The organism is Streptomyces sp. NPDC016677, from assembly GCF_055562815.1.
Map to the genome: position 1 here is coordinate 134144 of NZ_JBVHEO010000007.1, position 22244 is coordinate 156387.

Below are 22244 nucleotides of genomic sequence, written 5' to 3' on the forward strand. Positions count from 1 at the left end.
GTTGGTGGGGGTGATGCTGTGAACAGCGCAAGTGCTGTGCGTTGCAGTCGAGTTGTGGGAATCGCCGCGATGGCGCTGGCGCTCTCGACGGCACCCGCGTCGGCCGCCGGTGCCTCGGCGACCGGTCCCGAGGGACAGAAACTCACCGTGTCGAAGACGTCCGGCCTGGACCCCGCGGGCGAGACGGTGACGGTGTCCGGCACCGGCTACAACACGGAGAAGGGCGTCTACGTCGCCTTCTGCGTGGACAACGGCGCCGGCAAGACGCCCACGCCGTGCGTCGGCGGCGTCGACATGTCGGGCGAGTCCGGCGCCTCCGTCTGGGTCTCGTCCGACCCGCCCTCCTACGGCGAGGGGCTCGCCGAGCCCTACGGCGGCAGCGGGCACAAGGGCACGTTCAGCGTGCGGGTCAAGGTGCGCGCGAAGGACGCCAACACCGACTGCGCCAAGTCAGGCGTCACCTGCGCGGTGATCACCCGCAACGACCACACCCGGGGCGGCGACCAGTCACAGACGGTACGGGTGCCGGTGACCTTCGGGAGCGGCTCGGACGGCGGCGGTACGCCGGGGAACGGCACCTCGGCCACGCCGGGCTCCACCGCGAGCACGCCGGGCACCGCCGCGACCGGCGGCACCGGCACGGGCGGCTCCGGCACGGGCGGCACCGGCTCGGACTCCGGTTCCCGGACCTCCGGCGGGCCTCTGGCCAGTACCGGTTCGGCCGCCCTGACGGTCGGGGGCGCCGCCGCCGCACTGGTCGCGGCCGGCACCGGCACCTGGTTCCTGGCGCGCGGGCGCCGCACCCGGCACGCCGGCTGACGGCGCCGCACCCGATTCCCGAGGAGACTGGAAGATGACCAAGAGACCCGGCGTCGCCGTCGCGGCGGGCGGCGCCCTGCTGGCGCTGCTCGGCCCGAGCCCGGCGACGGCACAGGACGCGGAGCCCCTCCCCCGCGAGCCCCGCGAAATATCCGGCGGTTACACGAGCTGGACGACGGACGGCACCCCGCTGTCCGACTCGGCCCTGTCGTTCGACGTCGCCGAACCCGCCGTACGCGACGCCGCGGACCGCGCCTGGTTCCCGGCCACCGGCGGCGGCACGGACCCGGCGAGCGGTACGGCACGGGTCGAACTGGCGGGCACCGCCCGGCTCACCGACGCCACCGCCGCGGCCCCCCTCGTCCTCGGCGGCCTGCGGCTGGACCTGCGGGACGGCACCGGCACCCTGCGGACCCGGACCGTCACCGGGGGCGAGGTCCGCGAAGTCGCCCTGGCCGGCCTCACCTCGGGCGGCACCGCCCCCGCCGTCCGTACCTCGGGCGTGACCTGGAGCGGCCTGGACGCGGCCCTCACCGAGGAGGGCGCGCGGCTGCTGTCCACGTGGAGCGGACGGGAGTTCGCGGCGGGCGACGGCCTCGGCCGGCTGGACGTGACGGTGGGCACGGGCGACGCCACCGAGGCGCCCGCGGCAGCGGAGCCGAGCCTGAGCGACGCCCCCGCCGGCACACCCGCCCCGTCGGCGACCGTGGCCGCCGCCCTGCGCCACACCACCCTGGCCCCGGGCGTCGAACAGGAGGTCACCGGCACCGGCTTCGCGCCCGGCGAGGTCGTGCTCGTGGCGATCGACGCCGACACCCGGTACCAGACGGTGGCCGACACCCGTGGCCGTGTCTCCCGCGCCTTCCCGGTGTACGCGACGGCCACCGAGGGCGCGCACACCGTCGAGCTGACCGCCGTGTCCGGACCGGGGCGGGCCGTGGCCCGGTTCGACGTGCGCACCGCCGACTGACCTTCGTCCCCGCTGCGTTCCGTCCTTTTCCCTCTGTTTCCCCCTGTTTCCTGTTTTCCTCTTCCGGAAGGCGACCGCCATGAGAGCTGTCCTGAACCCCCGCACCACCGCCCGCGCCGCCCTCGCCGTCGCCGCCTCGGCGGCCCTGACCCTGGGCCTGGCCGGCTCCGCCTCCGCCGCCACCTCGACCCGTACCGTCGTCGACGGCTCCACCACCTACCACCTGTCGGTGACCGCCCCGGACTCGGCCGCCGCCGCGGGCCAGGTCATCACCGTCACCGGCTCCGGCTTCAACCCGTCCCAGGGCATCTACGTCGGCCTGTGCGTCGTCGAGGGCGCGCCGGGCGCGGCCAAGCCCACCCCCTGCCTGGGCGGCCAGGACGAGAGCGGCTCGACCGGCGCCTCGCACTGGGTGAACAACACCTTCGGCGGCCTGTTCGCCAACAGCTCCAAGTTCGGTACCGGCGGCACCTTCAGCGCGCGGATCTACGTCAAGGCCACCCTCGACGACGGCACCGTCTGCGGCGAGGACGTCACCTGCGCCGTGGTGACCCGCGCCGACCACCTCGACTCCGGTGACCGCACGTACGACGTCCACGTCCCGATCACCTTCCAGTGACCGGCCGCCGGCCCGTCTGTGACCACTCTTGAGGACCACCATGGCAGTTGACCCAACGGTCCGGCGCAGACGCCCGGCGGCGCTTCTCGGCGCCGCCGGGCTGGTGCTCGCCTCCGTCGCCGCCGGCTCGGCCGCGCAGGCCGCCGGCACCCCGCGCACGGGGCTCGGCGAGGACGGCCAGAGACTCACGGTCTCCGCCTCCGCCGGCCTCGACCCGGCCGGCGAGACCGTCCGCGTGACCGGTTCCGGCTACGACGCGGCCAAGGGGATCTATGTCGCCCTGTGCGAGGACAACGGCGACAACCGCGTCCCGTCGCCCTGCCTCGGCGGCGCCGACGTCACCGGCGGCGGCAGCGCGTCCAAGTGGATCGTCCCCGCGGACGACCCGTACGCGGGCGGCCTGGCCCAGCCCTGGGGCGCCGGCGGCACCTTCGACGTCGAGCTGGAACTGACCGCGCGGGACAGCGGCCTCGACTGTCTCCAGGTCGCCTGCTCCATCGTCACCCGCGTCGACCACCGCGCGAGCGGCGACCGTTCCCAGGACGTCCGCGTCCCCGTCGCCTTCGAGGGCCAGCAACCCGGGGACGGCGGCGGGGACGACGGCGGTGACGGCGTCGGCGTACCGCCCGGCACCGTCGGTTACGCCAAGACCGCCGAGTTCACCGCCGCGGGCAAGCCGCTGGACCTCCTCCTGCACCCGGACTCCGGCAAGCTCTACGTCGGCGCCGACAACATCGCCGACACGGCGGACGTCAACGAGCAGGGCCTGTACGTCCTGGACGCCGCCGACGGCACGGTCCGCAGTCACCTCAGCCAGGCCCCCGGCGCCACCGGCACCCTGGCCGGCCGCCGGGTCGCGCGGATCGCCGCTCCGCTGGCCGGTGACGGCGTCGTCTTCCACTACCCGCTGCGCGGCATCGGCACCGCCCAGGACGGCGACGCCACCGCCCAGGGCGTGTGGCTGAGCGGCGCCACCGTCACCGGCGTCGGGCCGGGCACCCGGGCCGCCACCACCCTCGTCCAGCAGGGCGGCACCCTCTCCGAGATCGTCACCGCCACCGGGGCCGTCGAGAAGACCCTCACCCTGGACGGCGGCAGCGCCCTCGGCACGGACACCGCGCGCGGCCTGGCCTGGTCCGGGGTGGCCGGCGGGCGGCTCAGCCGGATCGACACCGGCTCCTTCACCGTGACCGCCACGGCGGAACTCCCCGCGGAGACCCTCTGGTTCGTGACGCCCGACCCCGCCACCGGCAACGTCTGGGTGGGCAGCGGGAACACCGTCCGCGTCTACGACGAGGACGCCACGCTGCTGACCACGGTCCAGGGACCGGACCGGGCGGCGGACGTCGCCTTCGACCCGGCCACCGGCCGGGCGTTCGTCGTCTGGCAGGACAACGGCGACACGGGCGACGGCGGTGACAACAACGGCTCGCTGGCGGTGTACGACACCGCCACCTTCGAGGAGGCCGCGCGGCCCACCGCCCTCCCCGGCAACCAGGGCCAGCTCGGCCAGGCCGCCGTCACCGTGGCCCCCGGCGGCACCGCCGTGTACGTGAGCAGCCCGGCCGAGGCGACCGTCACCAGGTTCAACCGCCGGATGTCCCCGAAGGTCACCCGGAGCCCCACCGACCGGAGCGCGGCCCCGGGCGACGAGGTCGCCTTCGCCGCCGCGGCCGAGGGCGCCCCGGAACCGGCCGTGCGCTGGCAGGTCAGCGCGGACGGCGGCCAGACCTGGTCCTCGGTCGAGAACGCCACGGCCACCACGTACACCTTCACGGCCAGGGCCGCCCACGACGGCTACCGCTACCGCGCGGAGTTCACCAACTCCGCCGGGACCACCCGCACGTCGCCGGTCACCCTCACGGTGACCGAGGAGAGCGGGGGCGGAGCCGGCGGCGGGGGCGGCGGGGGCGGCGAGGAGCCGCGGGACCCCTCCGGGACCCGGACCGTCACCGGCCCCGAGGGCCAGAGGCTCACCGTCACCCCGGTCAACGACCTGGCCACCGAGAACCAGTCCCTGAAGGTCACCGGCTCCGGCTACGACGAGGAGAAGGGCGTCTACGTCGCCCTGTGCGTCGACAACGGCGAGGGCGAGCTGCCCACGCCGTGCGTCGGCGGCGTCGACATGACGGGCGGCTCGCACTCCTCGGCGTGGATCTCGTCGGACCCGCCCGACTACGGGCAGGACCTGGCGACCCCGTACGGCGAGGACGGCTCCTTCGAGGTGGAGCTGACCGTGGACGCCAAGGACGAGTTCACCGACTGCCTCAAGGCCACCTGCGTGCTCGCCACCCGCGCCGACCACACCCGCTCCGGCGACCGCTCCCAGGACGTGAAGGTCCCGGTCAGCTTCACCGGCCAGGACCCGGTGGACACGGACGACCCGGACGCGACCGCCCCTCCGAGTGCCGGCACCAACCCCGGCACCGGCGCCACGGACACCCCGGCCGCCTCGCACGGCACCGGCTCCACCGCCGGCGGCTCGGGCACCTCGTCCCCGGGCGGCAGCCTGGCCGCCACCGGCGTCACCGTGCTGGGGGCGGCCGCGCTCGCGGCCGCCCTGTCGGCCACGGGCTGGTTCCTGCGCCGCCGCAACCGCCCGGCGGGCTGACCACGGCCCCGCCTCGCCCACGGTCCTCCTCCGCTCCCGGCGGGGGAGGACCGTAGGTCATCACGCGCGTCCGGCGACCAGCCAGATCGACGGCAGCTCGATCCGGGTGCCGTCGGGCCGGTACTCCGTGGTGATCAGCGGCAGTTCGCCGTGGCGCAGGACCGTCAGCCCGGCGGCGCGCAGCTGCTCCGGCAGCGTGTCGTCGGCCAGGGTGCCGGGCGCGATGCCGTGCCGCAGGACCGGCGCCAGCTTGGGCGGCGGCCCGTCGGCACCCTCGGCGAGACCGGCCAGCACGGTCACCGCCGCCTCGGACGGTTCGACGAGGAAGGCCCGGCCGCGCGCGCCGAGGAGGGCGGCGAGGGAGTCGGCCACCTGCTGCCGGTCCCCGGGCTCGCTCTGGTGCAGGACGCCCCGCAGATAGACGTTGGCGTCGCCCAGTTCGGCGTGCAGCGTCTGCGCCTCGCTCATGTCGGCGGCGTCCAGTCGCCGGTACGCGGCCCGGCCCGCGGGGTCGGCGCGCCGGGCGCGGTCGAGCGCCGCGGTGGAGAGGTCGGCTCCGATGACGTGGGCGAAGCGGTCGGCGAGGTAGCGGGTCTGGGTGCCGTTGCCGCAGCCGAGGTCGACCATCGGCAGGCCGGGGTCGGTCAGGTGCGGTTCGAAGAGGGCGAGGTGGCGGCCGGCGGTCAGGGCCGGTTCCGTGTCCCAGAACACCGCGTGCGGCGCGTCGGGCGCCTCGCGCCAGAACCCCTCCCAGGCGTCCCGGTACCGACTTGTCACGCTCATGCCCGACTCCCCCAGGTGCCACGGCCAGGCCCGTCCCGAGCGACGGACCAGTACGGTCTACCGCGCACCGGTCCGGCTCACAAGCGGACCACCTGTTCCTTCACCGGTCCTCCGTCGCCGTTCACCACTGGGAGGGACGAAGGGACAGGGGCGCCGGGGGGGCCGGCCCACGTCCCGGTCCGCTCAGTCCTCGTGGCCGAGCTGGAGGTCGCGTTCGGTACGGCCGCCGCCGGCCATGTGGAGCACGGTCGCGACCGGCGGGTAACCGGCGGCGATGACGGTGTACTCGCCCGAGGACAGATCGACGAAGCGGAACGTGCCGTCGGCCCCGGTGGTGAGCGTGTCGACGACGTTCCCGGCGGCGTCGAGGAGGGTGACGCGGGCGTCCTCGACGGGCCGTCCGCCGCCGGCCCGGACGGTGCCCTTGAGCAGGGCGCCGCCGGCGAGTTCGATGTCCTGCCGGGTCTCGCGGGACGCCTGGACGGTGACGGGCAGCGCGGCCGGGCGGAAGGCGGGGGCGCTGCCGGCCAGGGTGTACTCGCCGGCCACCAGCTCGGTGATGACGTAGCCGCCCTCGCGTCCGCTGCGGGTGCTGGCGACGACCTCGCCGTGCACGTTGGTGAGCGTGACGGTCGCGTCGCGGACGGGGGTGCCGTCGGCGGTGAGGACGGCGCCCGCGAGGCGTCCGGCGCCGCCGAGGACGACGTCGAGTTCGACGGGGCGCTCGCCCACGGTCACGGAGACGGCCTGCGGCTGGTGGCCGCCGGCGGCGGCGATCAGGACGTACGCCCCCGTCCCGGGCGTGGCCAGCGCGTACCGTCCGTCGCCGCCGCTGGCGCCGCGCCCGATCTGCTGTCCGGCGGCGTCGATGAGGGTGAGCGCCGCGCGGGGCACGACGGTGCCGTCGGGGTGCTGCACCGTGCCGCAGACCGGGACGCCGCCGGGGCAGGGCGAGCGCGGCGGGGCCGGGGTCCTTCCGCCCGGGGCGTGCGGGCGGGCGGACGGGACCTCGGCCGGGGCCTGCGCGGTCCCCGTCTCGGTCACGGGCGCGTTGTGGGACACGAGCGGTTTCTCCTTGAGGAAGAAGGCGAGGAACAGGCCGAGCACGAGCACCGGCACGAGGTACAGGAAGATCCGCGGCATGGCGTCGGCGTACGCCTGGATGTAGGCGTCCCGCAGCGCCGGCGGCAGGGTGTGGACGAGCTGCGGGGTGATGGCGTCGGCGTCGGGCAGCCCGGCACCGGCGGGCAGCCGCACGGCGAGGGCGTCGGTGAGCCGGTCGGCGAAGAGGGTGCCGAAGATCGCCGCGCCGACGCTGCCGCCGATCTGCCGGAAGTAGTTGTTGGCGCTGGTGGCGGTGCCCAGGTCGGCGGGGCGCACGGAGTTCTGCACGGCGAGGACCAGGACGGGCATCACCATGCCGATGCCGGCGCCCAGGACGAACATCCAGACGCTGTACTGCACCCTGGGCGTGTCCGCGTCGAGCCGGGAGAGCAGCCACATGCCGGCGACGGACAGGGCGCCGCCGAGGATCGGGTGGATCCTGTAGCGGCCGGTGCGGCTGATGAGCTGGCCGGAGACGACGGAGGCGCCGACGATGCCGCCCATCATGGGCAGCATCAGCAGGCCGGACTCGGTGGCGGAGGCCCCGTCGACCATCTGGAGGAAGGTGGGCAGGTAGCTGGCGGCGCCGAACAGGGCGACGCCGACGACCAGTCCGATCAGGCCGGTGACGTTGAAGACGGAGTCGCGGAACAGGCGCAGTGGGATGAGGGGTTCGGCGGCGAAGCGCTCGGCGGCCAGGAAGAGCACGGTGGCCGCGAACGCGCCGGCGCCGAGCCCGAGGATGACCTTGGAGCCCCAGTCGTACTCGATCCCGCCCCAGCTGGTCAGCAGCACCGCGCAGGTGGAGGCGGCGGCGAGCAGCAGGGCGCCGAGGACGTCGAGGCGGGCCCGCGCCCGCGGCTTGGGCAGCTTCAGGACGAGGGCGACGACGACCATGGTGAGCAGGCCGAAGGGGACGTTGATGTAGAAGCACCAGCGCCAGGAGAGGTGGTCGGTGAAGTAGCCGCCGAGCAGCGGTCCGGCGACGGACGCGAGACCGAAGGCGGCGCCGATCAGGCCCATGAACCGGCCGCGCTCGCGGGGGGGCACGATGTCCGCGATGATCGCCTGCACGCCGATCATGAGGCCGCCCGCGCCGACGCCCTGCACCGCGCGGTAGGCGATGAGCTGGTCCATCGTCTGCGCGCGGCCGGCCAGCAGCGAGCCGACGACGAAGACCAGGATGGCGAACTGGAAGACGCCCTTGCGGCCGAAGAGGTCGCCGAGCTTGCCGTAGATCGGCAGGCCGACGGTGGAGGTGAGCAGGTACGCGGTGATCGCCCAGGACATCTTGTCCAGGCCGTGCAGCTCCCCGACGATCTTCGGGAGCGCGGTGGCGACGATCATCTGCTCCAGCGCGGCGAGCAGCAGCGCCAGCATCAGCCCGAAGAAGACCAGCCGGACCCGGCGCGGACTGAGCGCGGCGGCCGGTCCGGGCTCGGGCGGCCCGGGGGGATCAGGCGGCGCGACGGCGGCCGGCTCGTCCTGCACCAGAGTCATCCCGCCCACGTACCGCTCCCCTTGTCGCAATTCGTCGCCTGAGCGCACCATTCCCGCTCAGGCGACAACGGCGAGGACTCGCGAGGGGTTACGGCGTCCGGCGGGGACGCGTGGAGATCACCCGAACCGGTGAGGCGGCCCCAACGGCCGCCTCACGTACGGCCCTTGGCTACTTCTCGACCTCGGCGGCGAGCTTGGCCAGCTCCGCGTCGTAGATCCGGGCGAGGCCCTTGGGGGCGAAGGTCTTCTCGAAGAAGCCGCCGATGCCGCCGGCGCCGTTCCACACCGTGGTGACGACGACGCGCGAGCGTCCCTCGCCGGACGGGGTGACCCGCCAGGTGGTGACCATCGAGGAGTTGCGGTCCTTCTCGACCAGCTCGCCGTCGGAGGGCTCGGTCACCTCCAGCAGGCAGTCGCGGACGCGCTTGCCGGTGGCCTGGAGCTTCCAGTGCACGAGGGTGCCCTCGCCGTCACCGCCCTCGCGGACCTCGTACTCGCTGAACTGCTCGGGCAGCAGTTTCGCGCGGGTGCCGCTGTAGTCGGCGAGCGCGTCGAACACCGTCTCCGCGTCCGCGTTGACGATTCGCTCGGTCGTGGCCTCGACCTGCGCCATCGGGTACCTCCAGGGCCTGGTGCTGAGGGGTCGGGGCAAGCCAACCACCCCGCCGCCCGGCCACCAAATCGGGGGGCACCCGGCGGCCGGGGGCGGGCGACCGGACCTCGGGCCGCACGATCAAGGGAACACATGTTCTATTCTGTGGACCTGCACTACCGAGGAGGCGCCATGCGCTGGGAGAACCTCTCGGAGTCCGGTCACGGCCGGGCGTCCGACGCCGCGCTGTTCGACGCGGACGCGGTCACCACCCGCACCTTCGACACGCCGGAGTTCCGGGGAGTCACCTTCCACGAGGTGCGGGCCCGCTCGATCGTCAACCGGGTCCCGGGTGCCTCGCGAATGCCGTTCGAATGGACGGTGAACCCCTACCGGGGCTGCACGCACGCGTGCGTCTACTGCTTCGCGCGCAAGACGCACAGCTATCTGGACCTCGACACGGGCCTGGACTTCGACAGCCAGATCGTGGTGAAGGTGAACGCGCCCGACCTGCTGCGCCGCCGCCTGGCCTCGCCCTCCTGGCAGGGCGAGCACATCGCGATGGGCACCAACGTCGACTGCTACCAGCGGGCGGAGGGCCGCTACCGGCTGATGCCGGGCATCATCGACGCCCTGACCGAGCACGCGAACCCCTTCTCCATCCTCACCAAGGGCACGCTGATCCTGCGCGACCTCGACGCGCTGACCCGGGCGGCCCGGGTGACGGACGTGGGCATCTCGGTGTCGGTCGGCTTCACCGACACCGACCTGTGGCGCACCGTGGAGCCGGGCACGCCCGCGCCGGAGCGGCGCCTGGACGTCGTACGGGCGCTGGGTGAGCGCGGCATCGGGTGCGGGGTGCTGATGGCGCCGGTGATCCCGTTCCTCGGCGACGATCCCGGCCGGCTGCGGGCGACGGTACGGGCGATCGCGGCGGCCGGGGCGACGTCCGTGACGCCCCTGGTGCTGCATCTGCGGCCCGGTGCCCGGGAGTGGTTCATGGCCTGGCTCGCGCGGCACCACCCGTACCTGGTGCGCCGCTACGAGCGGCTGTACGCCGAGGGCGCCTACGCGCCGAAGTGGTACCAGCGCCGGATCACCCGGCAGGTGCACGACCTGGCCCGGGAGTACGGCATCGGCCCGGCCCGCGCGGGGGCCGCGCGGCGGATCACGGAACCGGAACCGCCCGCTCCCGCAGAGCCCGAGCCGACCCAGCTCACCCTGCTCTGAGCCGGGCTCGCGCGCGCTCCGTGCCGGGCTCGCGCCGCCGAGCGTCTGGGAGCGGGCGCGTCGCCGGAGGGCGTTCGAGGTGGGCGGATTGCCCTTTCAGCGCGGTCGGCGTCGTCACCGCGGACGGACGGGAGATCGGCGCGCGGCGGCTGGTGGCATCGGCCCTGCCGCGCCGGCGGACACACTCCTTGCTGGACGGCGGAGCGGGCCCCGTCCCCGAACCGGCGCCACCAGGGGCAACCGATGTGATCAAACAGCATGTCGTTCTGGGCGAAGCTCCACGCTTCACCCCGGCCGACGACGAACCGGATGTGTCCCGGGCGGTGCAGATCTTTTCCGGCTGGGACGACACCGGCGCCGTCGCGGGCCGCCTCGCCGAGATCCGGGGCGGGCTCCTGCCCGCCCCGGGGGGCGCCCTGCTCCGCCCCGCGCTTGCCGACCCCTCTCAGTCGTCGACGCCGGACCGCCTGCTCGCTGTCGACTCGACCTTCGCGAGCCTGGCTTCGCTGACCGCGGACGAACGGCAGGCGGTCCGGGCGGGCTTTCCCACCGCCACCGTGCGACGCCTCAGTGACTACGCGCCCAACGTGACCGAGGACGCGGTGCGCAAGTCGGTCATGGCGCCGCTCCACCCCGTGCCGCGCTCCGTCGCTCTCGACAGCGGCGGCTCCGACCACTACCGCTCCCCTGACGTCGACCGGATGCATCTGGGCGGGACGGACCGTCAGCCCGGCAGTGGCATTCACGGCGCCTGCGGCTGGAACGCCGCATCCGTCGCCATCGCCGTCACCGCTCTCGCGGCCCGCGCGCCCGGCTCTCGCGGCAAGGCCCACCTCACATGAACCGGTGCCTTGCCCGGCAGGGGCGGCCCGGCTTCTGGACGCCGGGTGCCGGCCCACCGACTGACAGCAGCTGACTGTCCGCGCGGCAAACGCTCACTCGGACCCGTGATCCATGATGGGGCACATGAGCGAGCCGACCAGAATCCCCGCCCCCGATGGCGTCTTCCCCGCAGCGCAGTACAGCCACGTCGTGGCGGCCACGGGCCGGCTCGTGGCCGTCTCCGGCCAGCTCCCACTGGACGAGGACGGCCGGATCGTCGGCGAGGGCGACCCGGCGGCCCAGGCCCGCCAGGTCTTCGAGAACCTGCGCCGCTGCCTGGCCGCCGCCGGCGCCGGCTTCGGCGACGTGGTGAAACTGACGTACTTCGTGACGGACATGGCCCACATGCCGGCCGTCCGCGCGGCCCGCGCCGCCCACCTGCCCGACGACCGCCTGCCGGCCTCCTCGGCGGTCCAGGTCGCCGCCCTGGTCCGCCCGGAGTTCCTGATGGAGATCGAGGCACTGGCGGTGGTCGCGCCGTGACCTCGTTCCCCGTACGGGAGATGACCCTGGCCGACTGCGAGCGCGTGGCAGAGATCCGCGTCCGGGGCTGGCAGCACGCCTACCGGGGGCTGATACCGCAGGCCTACCTGGACGGGCTCAGCGTCGCGGAGCACACCGAGCGCCGCCGCGCCCACTTCGCCGCCGCCCCGGCCGACGTGACGAACCTGGTCGCGCGGGACGGCGACGGCACGGTCGTCGGCTGGGGCTGCCACGGGCCGTACCGGGACGGCGAGACGCGCACGGCCGACGCCGAGCTGTACGCGCTCTACGTCGATCCGCGCCACCTCGGCCGCGGGGTCGGGCGGTCCCTGCTCGGTGAGTCGGTCCGCCGCTGCACCGCCGCCCGGTACCCGCGGATGCTGCTGTGGGTGCTCCGCGACAACACCCGTGCCCGCCGCTTCTACGAGCGGGCCGGGTTCCGGGCGGACGGCGGCGCGGAGGCGTTCGAGGTGGCCGGGACCGCGGTGCCCGAGGTGCGGTACGCGCGGGCACTGACCGGCTGACGGACCGTCACCTCTCGGGAGGCAGGCACCTGAGGGCCCGTGCCGCCGCCGCGGCCAGCGCCGGGTGGGCGAGGGCCTCGGTCAGCACGGGTCTGGCCCGTGGGTCGCCGAGCGCGCCGAGTCCCTCGACGCAGGCGAGCGCCACCCGGCGGTACGGGTCGTGCGGGCGCAGCCGCCGCTTCAGGGTGGTGATCAGCGCGGGGACGGACTCCGGGGCGCGCAGCCCGGTCAGCAGCCGGACCGGGTGCAGGGCGTAGGCGACGCGCAGTTCGTTGGTGGCCAGGGCGGCGGCGGCGCGGGCGGTACGGGGGTCGCCGAGGCGGGCGAGGGCGTACGCGGCGGAGGCGCAGCGCGGTGGGTCACGGTGGTTGAGGAGCAGCACCAGCGCCTCGAAGGCCCGCCGGTCCCCCGCCAGCCCCAGCCGGAACGCGGCCAGCTCCCTGGCCCACAGCGGCTGTCCGGGTCCGGTGAGCAGCTCGGCCAGTTCGTCCTGGTCGGCGGTCGCCACCAGACGGTCGTACGCCGGCGCCCCGGCCGCCTCCGCCCGTAAGCGCTCCGTGAGCGCGCGCAACTCTTCGTCCATGCGTCCGAGGCTAGAGGGGGCGCGGTCCGGATGGGACGTGGATCACCAACACGAGGGACTGGCGCGCTCGTTACCCGCCGGTTAAGCTCAGACGAGCGAGTCAGCGACTCGTGTTCGTCTCATGGCGGTCTGGTGACGCGGCCGCCGTGGGAGCAGCGCGACCGGGCCCGGGGACAGGGCCGGTCGGTTCCGCCGGGCGTGTGCGCCAGTGAGCCCGGCACCACCCGCACTCCTTTCCGTACGCACCCGTGCGCCGCCCGGCGCGGCGGGCGCGTCCGCCGTCGTCACCCTCATTCCTGGAGTCCCGCCATGGCCACTCCCCTGCCCGATGCTGCCGTCTCCGGCAGTCCCCTCTCCGACGCCCCCCTGTCCCCGCTGCGCACCGTCGCCGTGGTCGGCCTCGGCACCATGGGCACCGGCATCGCCGACGTGCTGGCCCGGGCCGGCCGTGAGGTCGTCGGCATCGACATCAGCGAGGCGCAGGCCGCCAGGGCCGTCGCCGCGCTGGAGACCTCCACCGCCCGCGCCGTCGCCCGCGGCCGGCTGACCGAGCGGGAGCGGTCGGACGCCCTCGCCCGCGTCCGTACCTCCACCGACCTGACGGCCGCGGCCGGCGCCGACCTGGTGATCGAGGTGGCGCCGGAGTCGTACGAGGTCAAGCAGCGGATCTTCCGGGAGCTGGACGGCATCGTGCGGCCCGGCGCGATCCTGGCCACCGGCACCAACGCGCTCTCCGTGACCCGGCTGGCCGCCGACACCGCCCGCCCGGAGCGCGTGCTGGGCCTGCACTTCTTCAACCCGGCCCCGGCGATGAAGCTGGTCGAGGTCGTCTCCTCGGTGCTCACCGCGCCCGCCGCCGTCGCCGCCGTCACCGACCTCGCCCTGGACCTCGGCAAGGAGCCCGTCGCGGTCGGCGACCGGCCCGGCTTCGTCGCCGACGGGCTGCTGTTCGGCTACCTCAACCAGGCCGCGGCGATGTACGAGGCGCGCTACGCCTCCCGCGAGGACATCGACGCGGCGATGCGCCTGGGCTGCGGGCTGCCGATGGGCCCGCTGGCCCTGCTCGACCTGATCGGCGTCGACACCGCCCGCACGGTGCTGGAGGCCATGTACGCCGCCTCCCACGACCGGCTGCACGCCCCGGCCCCCGTCCTGCGGCAGCTCAGCGAGGCGGGCCTGACCGGCCGCAAGGCCGGACGCGGCTTCTACACCTACGACGCCCCGGGCGGCGCCACCGTCGTCCCGGACGCGCTCACCCCGCGCGAGAGCGCCTCGCCGGTCCCCGGCCGCCCGGTCCGCGCGGTGGGCGTCGCCGGTTCGGGCACCATGGCGTCCGGCATCGCCGAGGTCTTCGCCAAGGCCGGGTACGAGGTGGTCCTCGCCGCCCGCAGCCCGGAGAAGGCAGAGGCCGCCAAGGCCCGCATCGGCACGTCCCTGGCCCGTTCCGTCGGCAAGGGGCGGCTGACCGCCGACGCCGCCGCGCGCGCCCTCGGCCGGATCACCCCCACCGGCGACTACGACGACTTCGCCGACGTCGATCTGGCGGTGGAGGCGGTCGCCGAGGACCTGGAGGTCAAGCGGCAGCTGTTCGCCACGCTGGACAAGGTCTGCAAGTCCGGCGCGGTGCTGGCCACCACCACCTCCTCCCTGCCCGTCGTCGCCTGCGCCCGCGCCACCTCGCGCCCGCAGGACGTGATCGGCATGCACTTCTTCAACCCGGCGCCCGCCATGAAGCTGGTCGAGGTGGTGCGCACGGTGCTGACGGCGGACGACGTGCACGCCACTGTCCGGCAGGTGTGCGCCGAGGTCCGCAAGCACGCCGTGGACTGCGGCGACCGGGCCGGGTTCATCGTCAACGCCCTGCTGTTCCCGTACCTGAACAACGCGGTGAAGATGGTGCAGGAGCACTACGCGACCCTCGACGACATCGACGCCGCGATGAAGCTGGGCGGCGGCTATCCGATGGGCCCGTTCGAGCTGCTCGACGTGGTCGGCCTCGATGTGTCGCTGGCCATCGAGAAGGTGCTGCACCGCGAGTTCCGCGACCCGGGGCTCGCTCCGGCGCCGCTCCTGGAGCACCTGGTGGCCGCGGGCTGCCTCGGCCGGAAAACGGGCCGCGGCTTCCGCGAGTACGCCCGCTGACCGGGGCCGCCGACGGCCGGGGAACCCCGCCCGGGGAACCCCGGCCGTGCGCACCGAGCTGGGCACATGCAGTACGTTCATGTTCATGTCCCAGCCCGCCAAGTCCACACGTACACCAGCCGCGCCCGACGCGCCGGAGACTGCCGTCGGCGGCCGAGCCGCCGCCCAGCGGCTGAAAATGCGCCGGGAACTGGCGGCCGCCGCGATGGAACTGTTCGCCACCAAGGGGTACGAGGCCACCACCGTCGACGAGATCGCGGCGGCCGCCGGGGTCGCCCGGCGCACCTTCTTCCGCCACTTCCGCTCCAAGGAAGAGGCGATCTTCCCCGACCACGACGACACCCTGGTCCGCGCCGAGGCGGTGCTCAACGCCGCCCCCGCGCACGAACACCCGCTGGACACGGTGTGCCGGGGCATCAAAGAGGTCATGAAGATGTACGCGGCCCACCCGGACATCTCGGTGGCCCGCTACAAGCTCACGCGCGAGGTGCCCACCCTGCGCGAGGCGGAGATCGCGTCGGTGGCCCGCTACGAGCGCCTGTTCACCCGCTACCTCCTGGGCCACTTCGACGAGCACGCGCACGCCGACGACGCCAACGACGACCCGCTGCTGGCCGAGGTCGCCGCGTCCGCCGTGGTCACCGCCCACAACCACGTACTGCGCCGCTGGCTGCGGGCGGCCGGGCAGGGCGACCTGGAGGCCCAGCTCGACCACGCCTTCGCCATCGTCCGCAAGACCTTCGGCACCGGCATCGGGGCCGGCCGCTCCTCCGACCAGGCCGGCCACCAGACCGGGGCGACGGCCTCCGCCGAGGGCGAGGTACTGGTGACCGTCGCCCGCACGGACGCCCCGCTGGGCGAGGTCATGCGGGCGATCGAGCAGGCGCTCAAGGAACGCTGACCGCCACCCCTTCCGCGACAACGGCCACCCACCCGGGTGGCCGTTGTCGCGTTTCCGAGCGAGCACTGATCGATCATCGCTCATCTGTCGGGTAAAGATTTCACCTGAGCGAACTTTCTGGCACCCAGTGCCTTGCGAGGTGACACGGGGTGCCATACGTTGAAGTGGTCCGGGCCGTCCCCGCGGGCCGTCCCCGCGTCCCGGACGCCTGCGTCACAGGCACCCTTCCGACCCTCAGCAGCAGCACGCACCGCCGGAGGCAACACCGTGACCGTGAAGGACATCCTGGACGCGATCCAGTCCCCCGAAGCGACACCCGCCGACTTCGCCGCCCTGGCGCTCCCCGAGTCGTACCGCGCGATCACCGTGCACAAGGACGAGACGGAGATGTTCGCGGGGCTCGACACCCGCGACAAGGACCCGCGCAAGTCGATCCACCTCGACGAGGTGCCGGTGCCCGAGCTGGGCCCGGGTGAGGCCCTGGTGGCCGTGATGGCCTCCTCGGTCAACTACAACTCGGTGTGGACCTCGATCTTCGAGCCGCTGTCCACCTTCGGCTTCCTGGAGCGCTACGGCCGCACCAGCGACCTGGCCAAGCGCCACGACCTGCCGTACCACGTCATCGGCTCCGACCTGGCCGGCGTCGTCCTGCGCACCGGGCCCGGCGTCAACTCCTGGAAGCCGGGCGACGAGGTCGTCGCGCACTGCCTGAGCGTGGAGCTGGAGTCGAGCGACGGGCACAACGACACGATGCTCGACCCGGAGCAGCGCATCTGGGGCTTCGAGACCAACTTCGGCGGCCTGGCGGAGATCGCGCTGGTCAAGTCCAACCAGCTGATGCCCAAGCCGGACCACCTCAGCTGGGAGGAGGCCGCCGCGCCGGGGCTCGTCAACTCCACGGCGTACCGGCAGCTGGTCTCCCGCAACGGCGCCCAGCTGAAGCAGGGCGACAACGTGTTGATCTGGGGCGCCAGCGGCGGCCTCGGCTCCTACGCCACGCAGTTCGCGCTGGCCGGCGGCGCCACCCCGGTCTGTGTCGTCTCCAGCGAGAAGAAGGCCGAGATCTGCCGGCGGATGGGCGCCGAGCTGATCATCGACCGCAGCGCCGAGGACTACCGGTTCTGGAAGGACGAGCACACCCAGGACCCGAGGGAGTGGAAGCGGTTCGGCAAGCGCATCCGGGAGCTGACGGGCGGCGAGGACGTCGACATCGTCTTCGAGCACCCCGGCCGCGAGACCTTCGGCGCCTCCGTCTACGTCACCCGCAAGGGCGGCACGATCGTCACCTGCGCGTCGACCTCCGGCTACGAGCACACCTACGACAACCGCTACCTGTGGATGTCGCTGAAGCGGATCATCGGCTCCCACTTCGCCAACTACCGCGAGGCGTGGGAGGCCAACCGGCTGATCGCCAAAGGGAAGATCCATCCGACCCTCTCCAAGGTGTACGCCCTCGAAGACACCGGCCAGGCCGCGTACGACGTGCACCGCAACCTGCACCAGGGCAAGGTCGGGGTGCTCTGCCTCGCCCCCGAGGAGGGCCTGGGCGTGCGCGACGAGGAGAAGCGCGCCCGGCACGCCGACGCCATCAACCGCTTCCGGAACGTCTGAGGGCCCTCGATGACAGAGCGTCAGAAGGACCGTCCGTGGCTCATGCGGACGTATGCGGGCCACTCGACCGCCGAGGCATCCAACGAGCTGTACCGGCGCAACCTCGCCAAGGGCCAGACGGGCCTGTCGGTGGCGTTCGACCTGCCGACCCAGACCGGCTACGACGCGGACCACGTCCTGGCCCGCGGTGAGGTCGGCCGGGTCGGGGTGCCGGTCGCGCACGTCGGGGACATGCGCCGGCTGCTCCAGGACATCCCGCTGGAGCGGATGAACACCTCGATGACCATCAACGCCACGGCCATGTGGCTGCTGGCGCTCTACCAGGTGGTCGCCGAGGAACAGGGCGCGGACCTCGCCGAACTCCAGGGCACGACCCAGAACGACATCGTCAAGGAGTACCTGTCCCGCGGGACGCACGTCTTCCCCCCGGGCCCCTCCCTGCGCCTGACGACCGACCTGATCGCCTACACGGTCACCCACCTGCCCAAGTGGAACCCGATCAACATCTGCAGCTACCACCTCCAGGAGGCGGGTGCCACGCCGGTCCAGGAGATCGCCTACGCGATGTCCACCGCGATCGCCGTCCTGGACGCCGTGCGCGACAGCGGCCAGGTGCCCGAGGAGCGCATGGGCGACGTCGTCGGCCGGATCTCCTTCTTCGTCAACGCGGGCGTGCGTTTCGTCGAGGAGATGTGCAAGATGCGCGCCTTCGGCCGCATCTGGGACCGCGTCACCCGGGAGCGGTACGGCATCGAGAACCCCAGGCACCGCCGCTTCCGCTACGGCGTCCAGGTCAACTCGCTCGGCCTGACCGAGGCGCAGCCGGAGAACAACGTCCAGCGGATCGTGCTGGAGATGCTGGCCGTCACCCTCTCCAAGGACGCACGCGCGCGTGCCGTGCAGCTGCCCGCCTGGAACGAGGCGCTCGGCCTGCCCCGCCCGTGGGACCAGCAGTGGTCGCTGCGCATCCAGCAGGTGCTGGCGTACGAGAGCGACCTGCTGGAGTACGGCGACCTCTTCGAGGGCTCGACGGTGGTCGGGGCGAAGGTGGCCGAGCTGGTCGAGCGGGCCGAGGCGGAGATCGAGCACATCCAGGAGCTGGGCGGCGCCCTGGCGGCCGTGGAGTCCGGCTACCTCAAGTCGCAGCTGGTCGCCTCGCACGCCGAACGCCGGGCCCGGATCGAGTCGGGCGAGGAGAAGATCGTCGGCGTCAACGCCTTCGAGTCCACCGAGCCCAGCCCGCTCACCGCCGACCTGGACACCGCGATCCACACGGTCGACCCGGCGGTGGAGGCGCGGGTCGTCGCCGCGCTCCGGCAGTGGCGGGACACGCGGTGGCAGCCGCCGTTCAACCATCCCCGGTGCAGCTCTGCCCTGGAACGGCTGAAGGAGGCGGCCCGCTCCGACGCCAACCTCATGGAGGCCACCCTGGAGTGCGCCCGCTGCGGGGTCACCACCGGCGAGTGGGCCGGGGCGCTGCGCGAGGTGTTCGGCGAGTTCCGGGCGCCGACGGGCGTGTCGGCGGCGCCGGTGGCGGTCCCGGCCGCGGCGGGCTCGGCGCTCGCGGAGGTCCGCCGCAGGGTGACGGCGACCGCCCGCGACCTCGGCGTCGGCAAGCTGCGGTTCCTGGTCGGCAAGCCCGGCCTGGACGGGCACTCCAACGGCGCCGAGCAGATCGCCGTACGCGCGCGTGACGCCGGCTTCGAGGTGGTGTACCAGGGCATCCGGCTGACGCCCGAGCAGATCGTGGACGCGGCGCTGGCCGAGGACGTGCACGCGGTCGGGCTGTCGATCCTCTCCGGCTCGCACGCGCGGCTCGTCCCCGACGTGCTGGAGCGGCTGCGTGTGGCCGGTGCCACAGATATCCCGGTGATCGCCGGTGGCATCATCCCCAGCAGTGACGCCGCGGCGCTGCGGGACGCCGGAGTGGCCGCGGTCTTCACCCCGAAGGACTTCGACATCACCGGCATCATCGGCCGCATCGTGGACGAGATCCGGCTCGCGAACAAGCTCGACCCCCTGGAGGTCCCCGCATGACGACCGTCGACCGTCTCCGCCCCCGGCGTTCCTGCCTGGCCGTACCGGGCTCGAACCCGCGCTTCCTGGAGAAGGCCCAGGGGCTGGCCGCCGACCAGGTCTTCCTGGACCTGGAGGACGCCTGCGCGCCGCTCGCCAAGCCGGAGGCCCGGCACACCATCGTCAAGTTCCTCAACGAGGGCGACTGGACCGGCAAGACCCGGGTCGTGCGCGTCAACGACTGGACGACCGAGTGGACGTACCGGGACGTGGTCACGGTCGTCGAGGGCGCGGGCCCGAACCTGGACTGCATCATGCTCCCCAAGGTCCAGGACGCCCAGCAGGTCGTCGCCCTGGACCTGCTCCTCACCCAGATCGAGAAGACGATGGGCTTCGAGGTGGGCCGGATCGGCATCGAGGCGCAGATCGAGAACGCGCGGGGCCTGAACAACGTCAACGCGATCGCCGAGGCGTCCCCACGGATCGAGACCATCATCTTCGGCCCGGCCGACTTCATGGCGTCCATCAACATGAAGTCGCTGGTGGTGGGCGAGCAGCCGCCCGGCTACGGCGCGGACGCCTACCACTACATCCTGATGAAGATCCTGATGGCCGCCCGCGCCAACGACCTCCAGGCGATCGACGGCCCCTACCTCCAGATCAAGAACGTCGACGGCTTCCGCGAGGTGGCCGGCCGCGCCGCCGCCCTCGGCTTCGACGGCAAGTGGGTGCTGCACCCGGGTCAGGTCGAGGCGGCCAACGAGGTCTTCTCGCCCTCCCAGGAGGACTACGACCACGCCGAGCTGATCCTGGACGCGTACGCGTACCACACGTCCGAGGCGGGCGGCAAGAAGGGCTCGGCGATGCTCGGCGACGAGATGATCGACGAGGCCAGCCGCAAGATGGCGCTGGTCGTCTCCGGCAAGGGGCGGGCCGCCGGGATGCGGCGCACGTCGAAGTTCGAGATCCCGGAGGGCTGAGGCGATGCGGTTCGGACGCACCTACGAGGAGTTCGAGGTCGGGGCGGTCTACAAGCACTGGCCCGGCAAGACGGTCACCGAGTACGACGACCACCTCTTCTGTCTCCTCACCATGAACCACCACCCGCTCCACCTGGACGCCAACTACGCCGAGAGCACCACCGACTTCGGCAGGAACGTGGTGGTGGGCAACTACGTCTACTCACTCCTGCTCGGCATGTCCGTCCCGGACGTCTCCGGCAAGGCCATCGCCAACCTGGAGATCGAGTCGCTGAAGCACGTGGCGCCCACCTTCCACGGCGACACGGTCTACGGCGAGACGACCGTGCTGGACAAGTGGCCCTCGAAGTCCAAGGACGACCGCGGGATCGTGCACGTGGAGACCAAGGGCTACAAGCAGGACGGCACCCTGGTGTGCGTGTTCCGCCGCAAGGTCATGGTGCCCACCGAGACGTACGTCAAGGCGCGCGGCGGCGAGCAGCCGGGCCGTCCCGAACTCCAGGAGGGCTGACCCGATGGCACGCCTCGCCCAGACCCACGGCCTCACCGAGGTCCAGACGGAGATCGTCTCCACCGTCCGGGACTTCGTCGACAAGGAGATCCTCCCGGTCGCCACCGAGCTGGAGCACCGCGACGAGTACCCGCAGGCCATCGTCGACGGGCTGCGGGAACTGGGCCTGTTCGGGCTGATGATCCCCGAGGAGTACGGCGGCCTGGGCGAGTCCCTCCTGACGTACGCGCTGTGCGTCGAGGAGATCGCCCGCGGCTGGATGTCGGTGTCCGGCATCATCAACACCCACTTCATCGTGGCGTACCTGCTCAAACAGCACGGCACCCAGGAGCAGAAGGACCACTTCCTGCCCCGGATGGCCGCCGGCGACATCCGGGGCGCCTTCTCGATGTCGGAGCCGGCGCTCGGCTCGGACGTGTCGGCGATCACGTCGAAGGCGGTGCGGGACGGCGACGAGTACGTGCTCACCGGGCAGAAGATGTGGCTGACCAATGGCGGTACGTCGTCCCTGGTGGCCGTACTCGTACGGAGTGACGAGGGTCACCCGGAGGGCACCGCCCCGCACAAGTCGATGACGACCTTCCTGGTGGAGAAGGAACCCGGGTTCGGCGAGGTCCGCCCCGGTCTCACCATCCCCGGGAAGATCGACAAGATGGGCTACAAGGGCGTCGACACCACCGAGCTGATCATGGACGGACTGCGCATTCCGGCCGATCGGGTGCTCGGCGGCACCACCGGCCGAGGTTTTTACCAAATGATGGACGGTGTGGAGGTCGGCCGTGTCAACGTCGCCGCCCGGGGCTGCGGCGTCGCCCAGCGCGCCTTCGAGCTCGGCGTCCACTACGCCCAGCAGCGTCACACCTTCGGCCGGCAGATCGCCCAGCACCAGGCCATTCAGTTCAAGCTCGCGGAGATGGCCACCAAGGTGGAGGCCGCTCATGCGATGATGGTGAACGCCGCGCGCAAAAAGGACTCCGGCGAACGAAACGACCTGGAGGCGGGGATGGCCAAGTACCTCGCGTCCGAGTACTGCAAAGAGGTCGTGGAGGACGCCTTCCGGATCCACGGCGGGTACGGCTTCTCCAAGGAGTACGAGATCGAGCGCCTCTACCGGGAGGCGCCGATGCTGCTGATCGGTGAAGGCACCGCCGAGATTCAGAAAATGATCATCGGTCGCAGGCTGCTGGAGGAGTACAGACTCCAGGGCTAGATGTCCGGATACGGGGTGTTTTCTTGGAGAAGAAGATCACACCCCGTAGGCGTTCTTCGGCCTCCGACTCGGTTTCCTGCCTTACCCAGTTGTGGCGCGTACCCGCTACGATCGCGAGAAAGCCGCCGTCCCCCGTTTCCGAAGCGCGGCATCATCCGCTACGAAGGTCATCC

Annotated in this window: 19 protein-coding genes; 15 read left to right on the plus strand and 4 right to left on the minus strand. The window is 72.8% G+C overall.

Annotated features, from left to right (window positions below; genetic code table 11):
• Positions 1–54 precede the first annotated feature (54 nt).
• From ACZ3IG_RS20815 to ACZ3IG_RS20830, 4 genes are all read left to right on the plus strand, one after another.
• A complete protein-coding gene (locus tag ACZ3IG_RS20815; RefSeq protein WP_467433856.1) occupies positions 55–819 on the plus strand; it encodes a hypothetical protein in 765 nt (254 codons plus the stop codon).
• A gap of 34 nt (positions 820–853) precedes the next feature.
• Entirely contained in the window at positions 854–1789 is a 936-nt protein-coding gene (locus tag ACZ3IG_RS20820; protein ID WP_467433857.1) for an HtaA domain-containing protein, read from the plus strand.
• 79 nt (positions 1790–1868) lie between these two features.
• On the plus strand, positions 1869–2408 hold the full coding sequence (locus ACZ3IG_RS20825; RefSeq protein ID WP_467433858.1) for a hypothetical protein: 540 nt from the start codon (positions 1869–1871) through the stop codon (positions 2406–2408).
• A gap of 40 nt (positions 2409–2448) precedes the next feature.
• A complete protein-coding gene (locus tag ACZ3IG_RS20830; RefSeq protein ID WP_467433860.1) occupies positions 2449–5019 on the plus strand; it encodes a YncE family protein in 2571 nt (856 codons plus the stop codon).
• 60 nt (positions 5020–5079) lie between these two features.
• Here ACZ3IG_RS20830 and ACZ3IG_RS20835 read toward each other — a convergent pair whose 3' ends face one another.
• The 3 genes from ACZ3IG_RS20835 to ACZ3IG_RS20845 form a co-directional block, all read right to left on the minus strand.
• Entirely contained in the window at positions 5080–5802 is a 723-nt protein-coding gene (locus tag ACZ3IG_RS20835; protein ID WP_467433861.1) for a class I SAM-dependent methyltransferase, read from the minus strand.
• A gap of 183 nt (positions 5803–5985) precedes the next feature.
• Entirely contained in the window at positions 5986–8415 is a 2430-nt protein-coding gene (locus tag ACZ3IG_RS20840; protein ID WP_467433863.1) for an MFS transporter, read from the minus strand.
• A gap of 160 nt (positions 8416–8575) precedes the next feature.
• Entirely contained in the window at positions 8576–9019 is a 444-nt protein-coding gene (locus ACZ3IG_RS20845; protein ID WP_467433864.1) for an SRPBCC family protein, read from the minus strand.
• A gap of 171 nt (positions 9020–9190) precedes the next feature.
• Between ACZ3IG_RS20845 and ACZ3IG_RS20850 the strand changes: the two genes are divergently transcribed.
• The 4 genes from ACZ3IG_RS20850 to ACZ3IG_RS20865 all read left to right on the plus strand — a co-directional run bounded on the left by ACZ3IG_RS20850 (position 9191) and on the right by ACZ3IG_RS20865 (position 12117).
• Positions 9191–10228, plus strand: a complete 1038-nt coding sequence (locus tag ACZ3IG_RS20850; protein ID WP_467434069.1) for an Rv2578c family radical SAM protein — start codon at positions 9191–9193, stop codon at positions 10226–10228.
• 245 nt (positions 10229–10473) lie between these two features.
• On the plus strand, positions 10474–11070 hold the full coding sequence (locus ACZ3IG_RS20855; protein WP_467433865.1) for a hypothetical protein: 597 nt from the start codon (positions 10474–10476) through the stop codon (positions 11068–11070).
• Between the two features lie 124 nt (positions 11071–11194).
• Complete coding sequence (locus ACZ3IG_RS20860) at positions 11195–11593, plus strand: RidA family protein (protein WP_467433867.1); 399 nt, start codon at positions 11195–11197, stop codon at positions 11591–11593.
• 20 nt (positions 11594–11613) lie between these two features.
• Positions 11614–12117, plus strand: coding sequence for a GNAT family N-acetyltransferase (locus ACZ3IG_RS20865; RefSeq protein ID WP_467434071.1), 504 nt, complete (start codon positions 11614–11616; stop codon positions 12115–12117).
• Between the two features lie 7 nt (positions 12118–12124).
• Here ACZ3IG_RS20865 and ACZ3IG_RS20870 read toward each other — a convergent pair whose 3' ends face one another.
• The gene (locus ACZ3IG_RS20870; RefSeq protein WP_467433868.1) at positions 12125–12700 is read right to left on the minus strand and encodes an adenylosuccinate lyase; all 576 of its coding nucleotides are present in this window, start codon (positions 12698–12700) and stop codon (positions 12125–12127) included.
• Between the two features lie 309 nt (positions 12701–13009).
• On the opposite strand from ACZ3IG_RS20870, the gene ACZ3IG_RS20875 reads away from it, so the two are divergent.
• The 7 genes from ACZ3IG_RS20875 (at position 13010) to ACZ3IG_RS20905 (ending at position 22071) form a co-directional block, all read left to right on the plus strand.
• Positions 13010–14842: a 3-hydroxyacyl-CoA dehydrogenase family protein gene (locus ACZ3IG_RS20875; protein WP_467433869.1), complete on the plus strand. Its 1833-nt coding sequence runs from the start codon at positions 13010–13012 to the stop codon at positions 14840–14842.
• An 85-nt stretch (positions 14843–14927) separates the two neighbouring features.
• Positions 14928–15743, plus strand: a complete 816-nt coding sequence (locus ACZ3IG_RS20880) for a TetR family transcriptional regulator (RefSeq protein WP_467433871.1) — start codon at positions 14928–14930, stop codon at positions 15741–15743.
• Positions 15744–16016: 273 nt separating this feature from the next.
• Positions 16017–17354 carry a crotonyl-CoA carboxylase/reductase gene (gene ccrA / locus ACZ3IG_RS20885; RefSeq protein WP_467434072.1) on the plus strand — a complete coding sequence of 446 codons (1338 nt, stop codon included), beginning with the start codon at positions 16017–16019 and terminating at the stop codon, positions 17352–17354.
• Between the two features lie 9 nt (positions 17355–17363).
• A complete protein-coding gene (locus ACZ3IG_RS20890; RefSeq protein ID WP_467433872.1) occupies positions 17364–19391 on the plus strand; it encodes a protein meaA in 2028 nt (675 codons plus the stop codon).
• Positions 19388–20350: an HpcH/HpaI aldolase/citrate lyase family protein gene (locus ACZ3IG_RS20895; RefSeq protein ID WP_467433873.1), complete on the plus strand. Its 963-nt coding sequence runs from the start codon at positions 19388–19390 to the stop codon at positions 20348–20350. Before ACZ3IG_RS20890 ends, ACZ3IG_RS20895 begins: the two co-directional genes overlap by 4 nt.
• Positions 20351–20354: 4 nt before the next feature.
• A complete protein-coding gene (locus tag ACZ3IG_RS20900) occupies positions 20355–20861 on the plus strand; it encodes a MaoC family dehydratase (RefSeq protein ID WP_467433875.1) in 507 nt (168 codons plus the stop codon).
• Positions 20862–20865: 4 nt separating this feature from the next.
• Positions 20866–22071: an acyl-CoA dehydrogenase family protein gene (locus ACZ3IG_RS20905; protein ID WP_467433876.1), complete on the plus strand. Its 1206-nt coding sequence runs from the start codon at positions 20866–20868 to the stop codon at positions 22069–22071.
• The last annotated feature ends 173 nt before the right edge of the window (positions 22072–22244 follow it).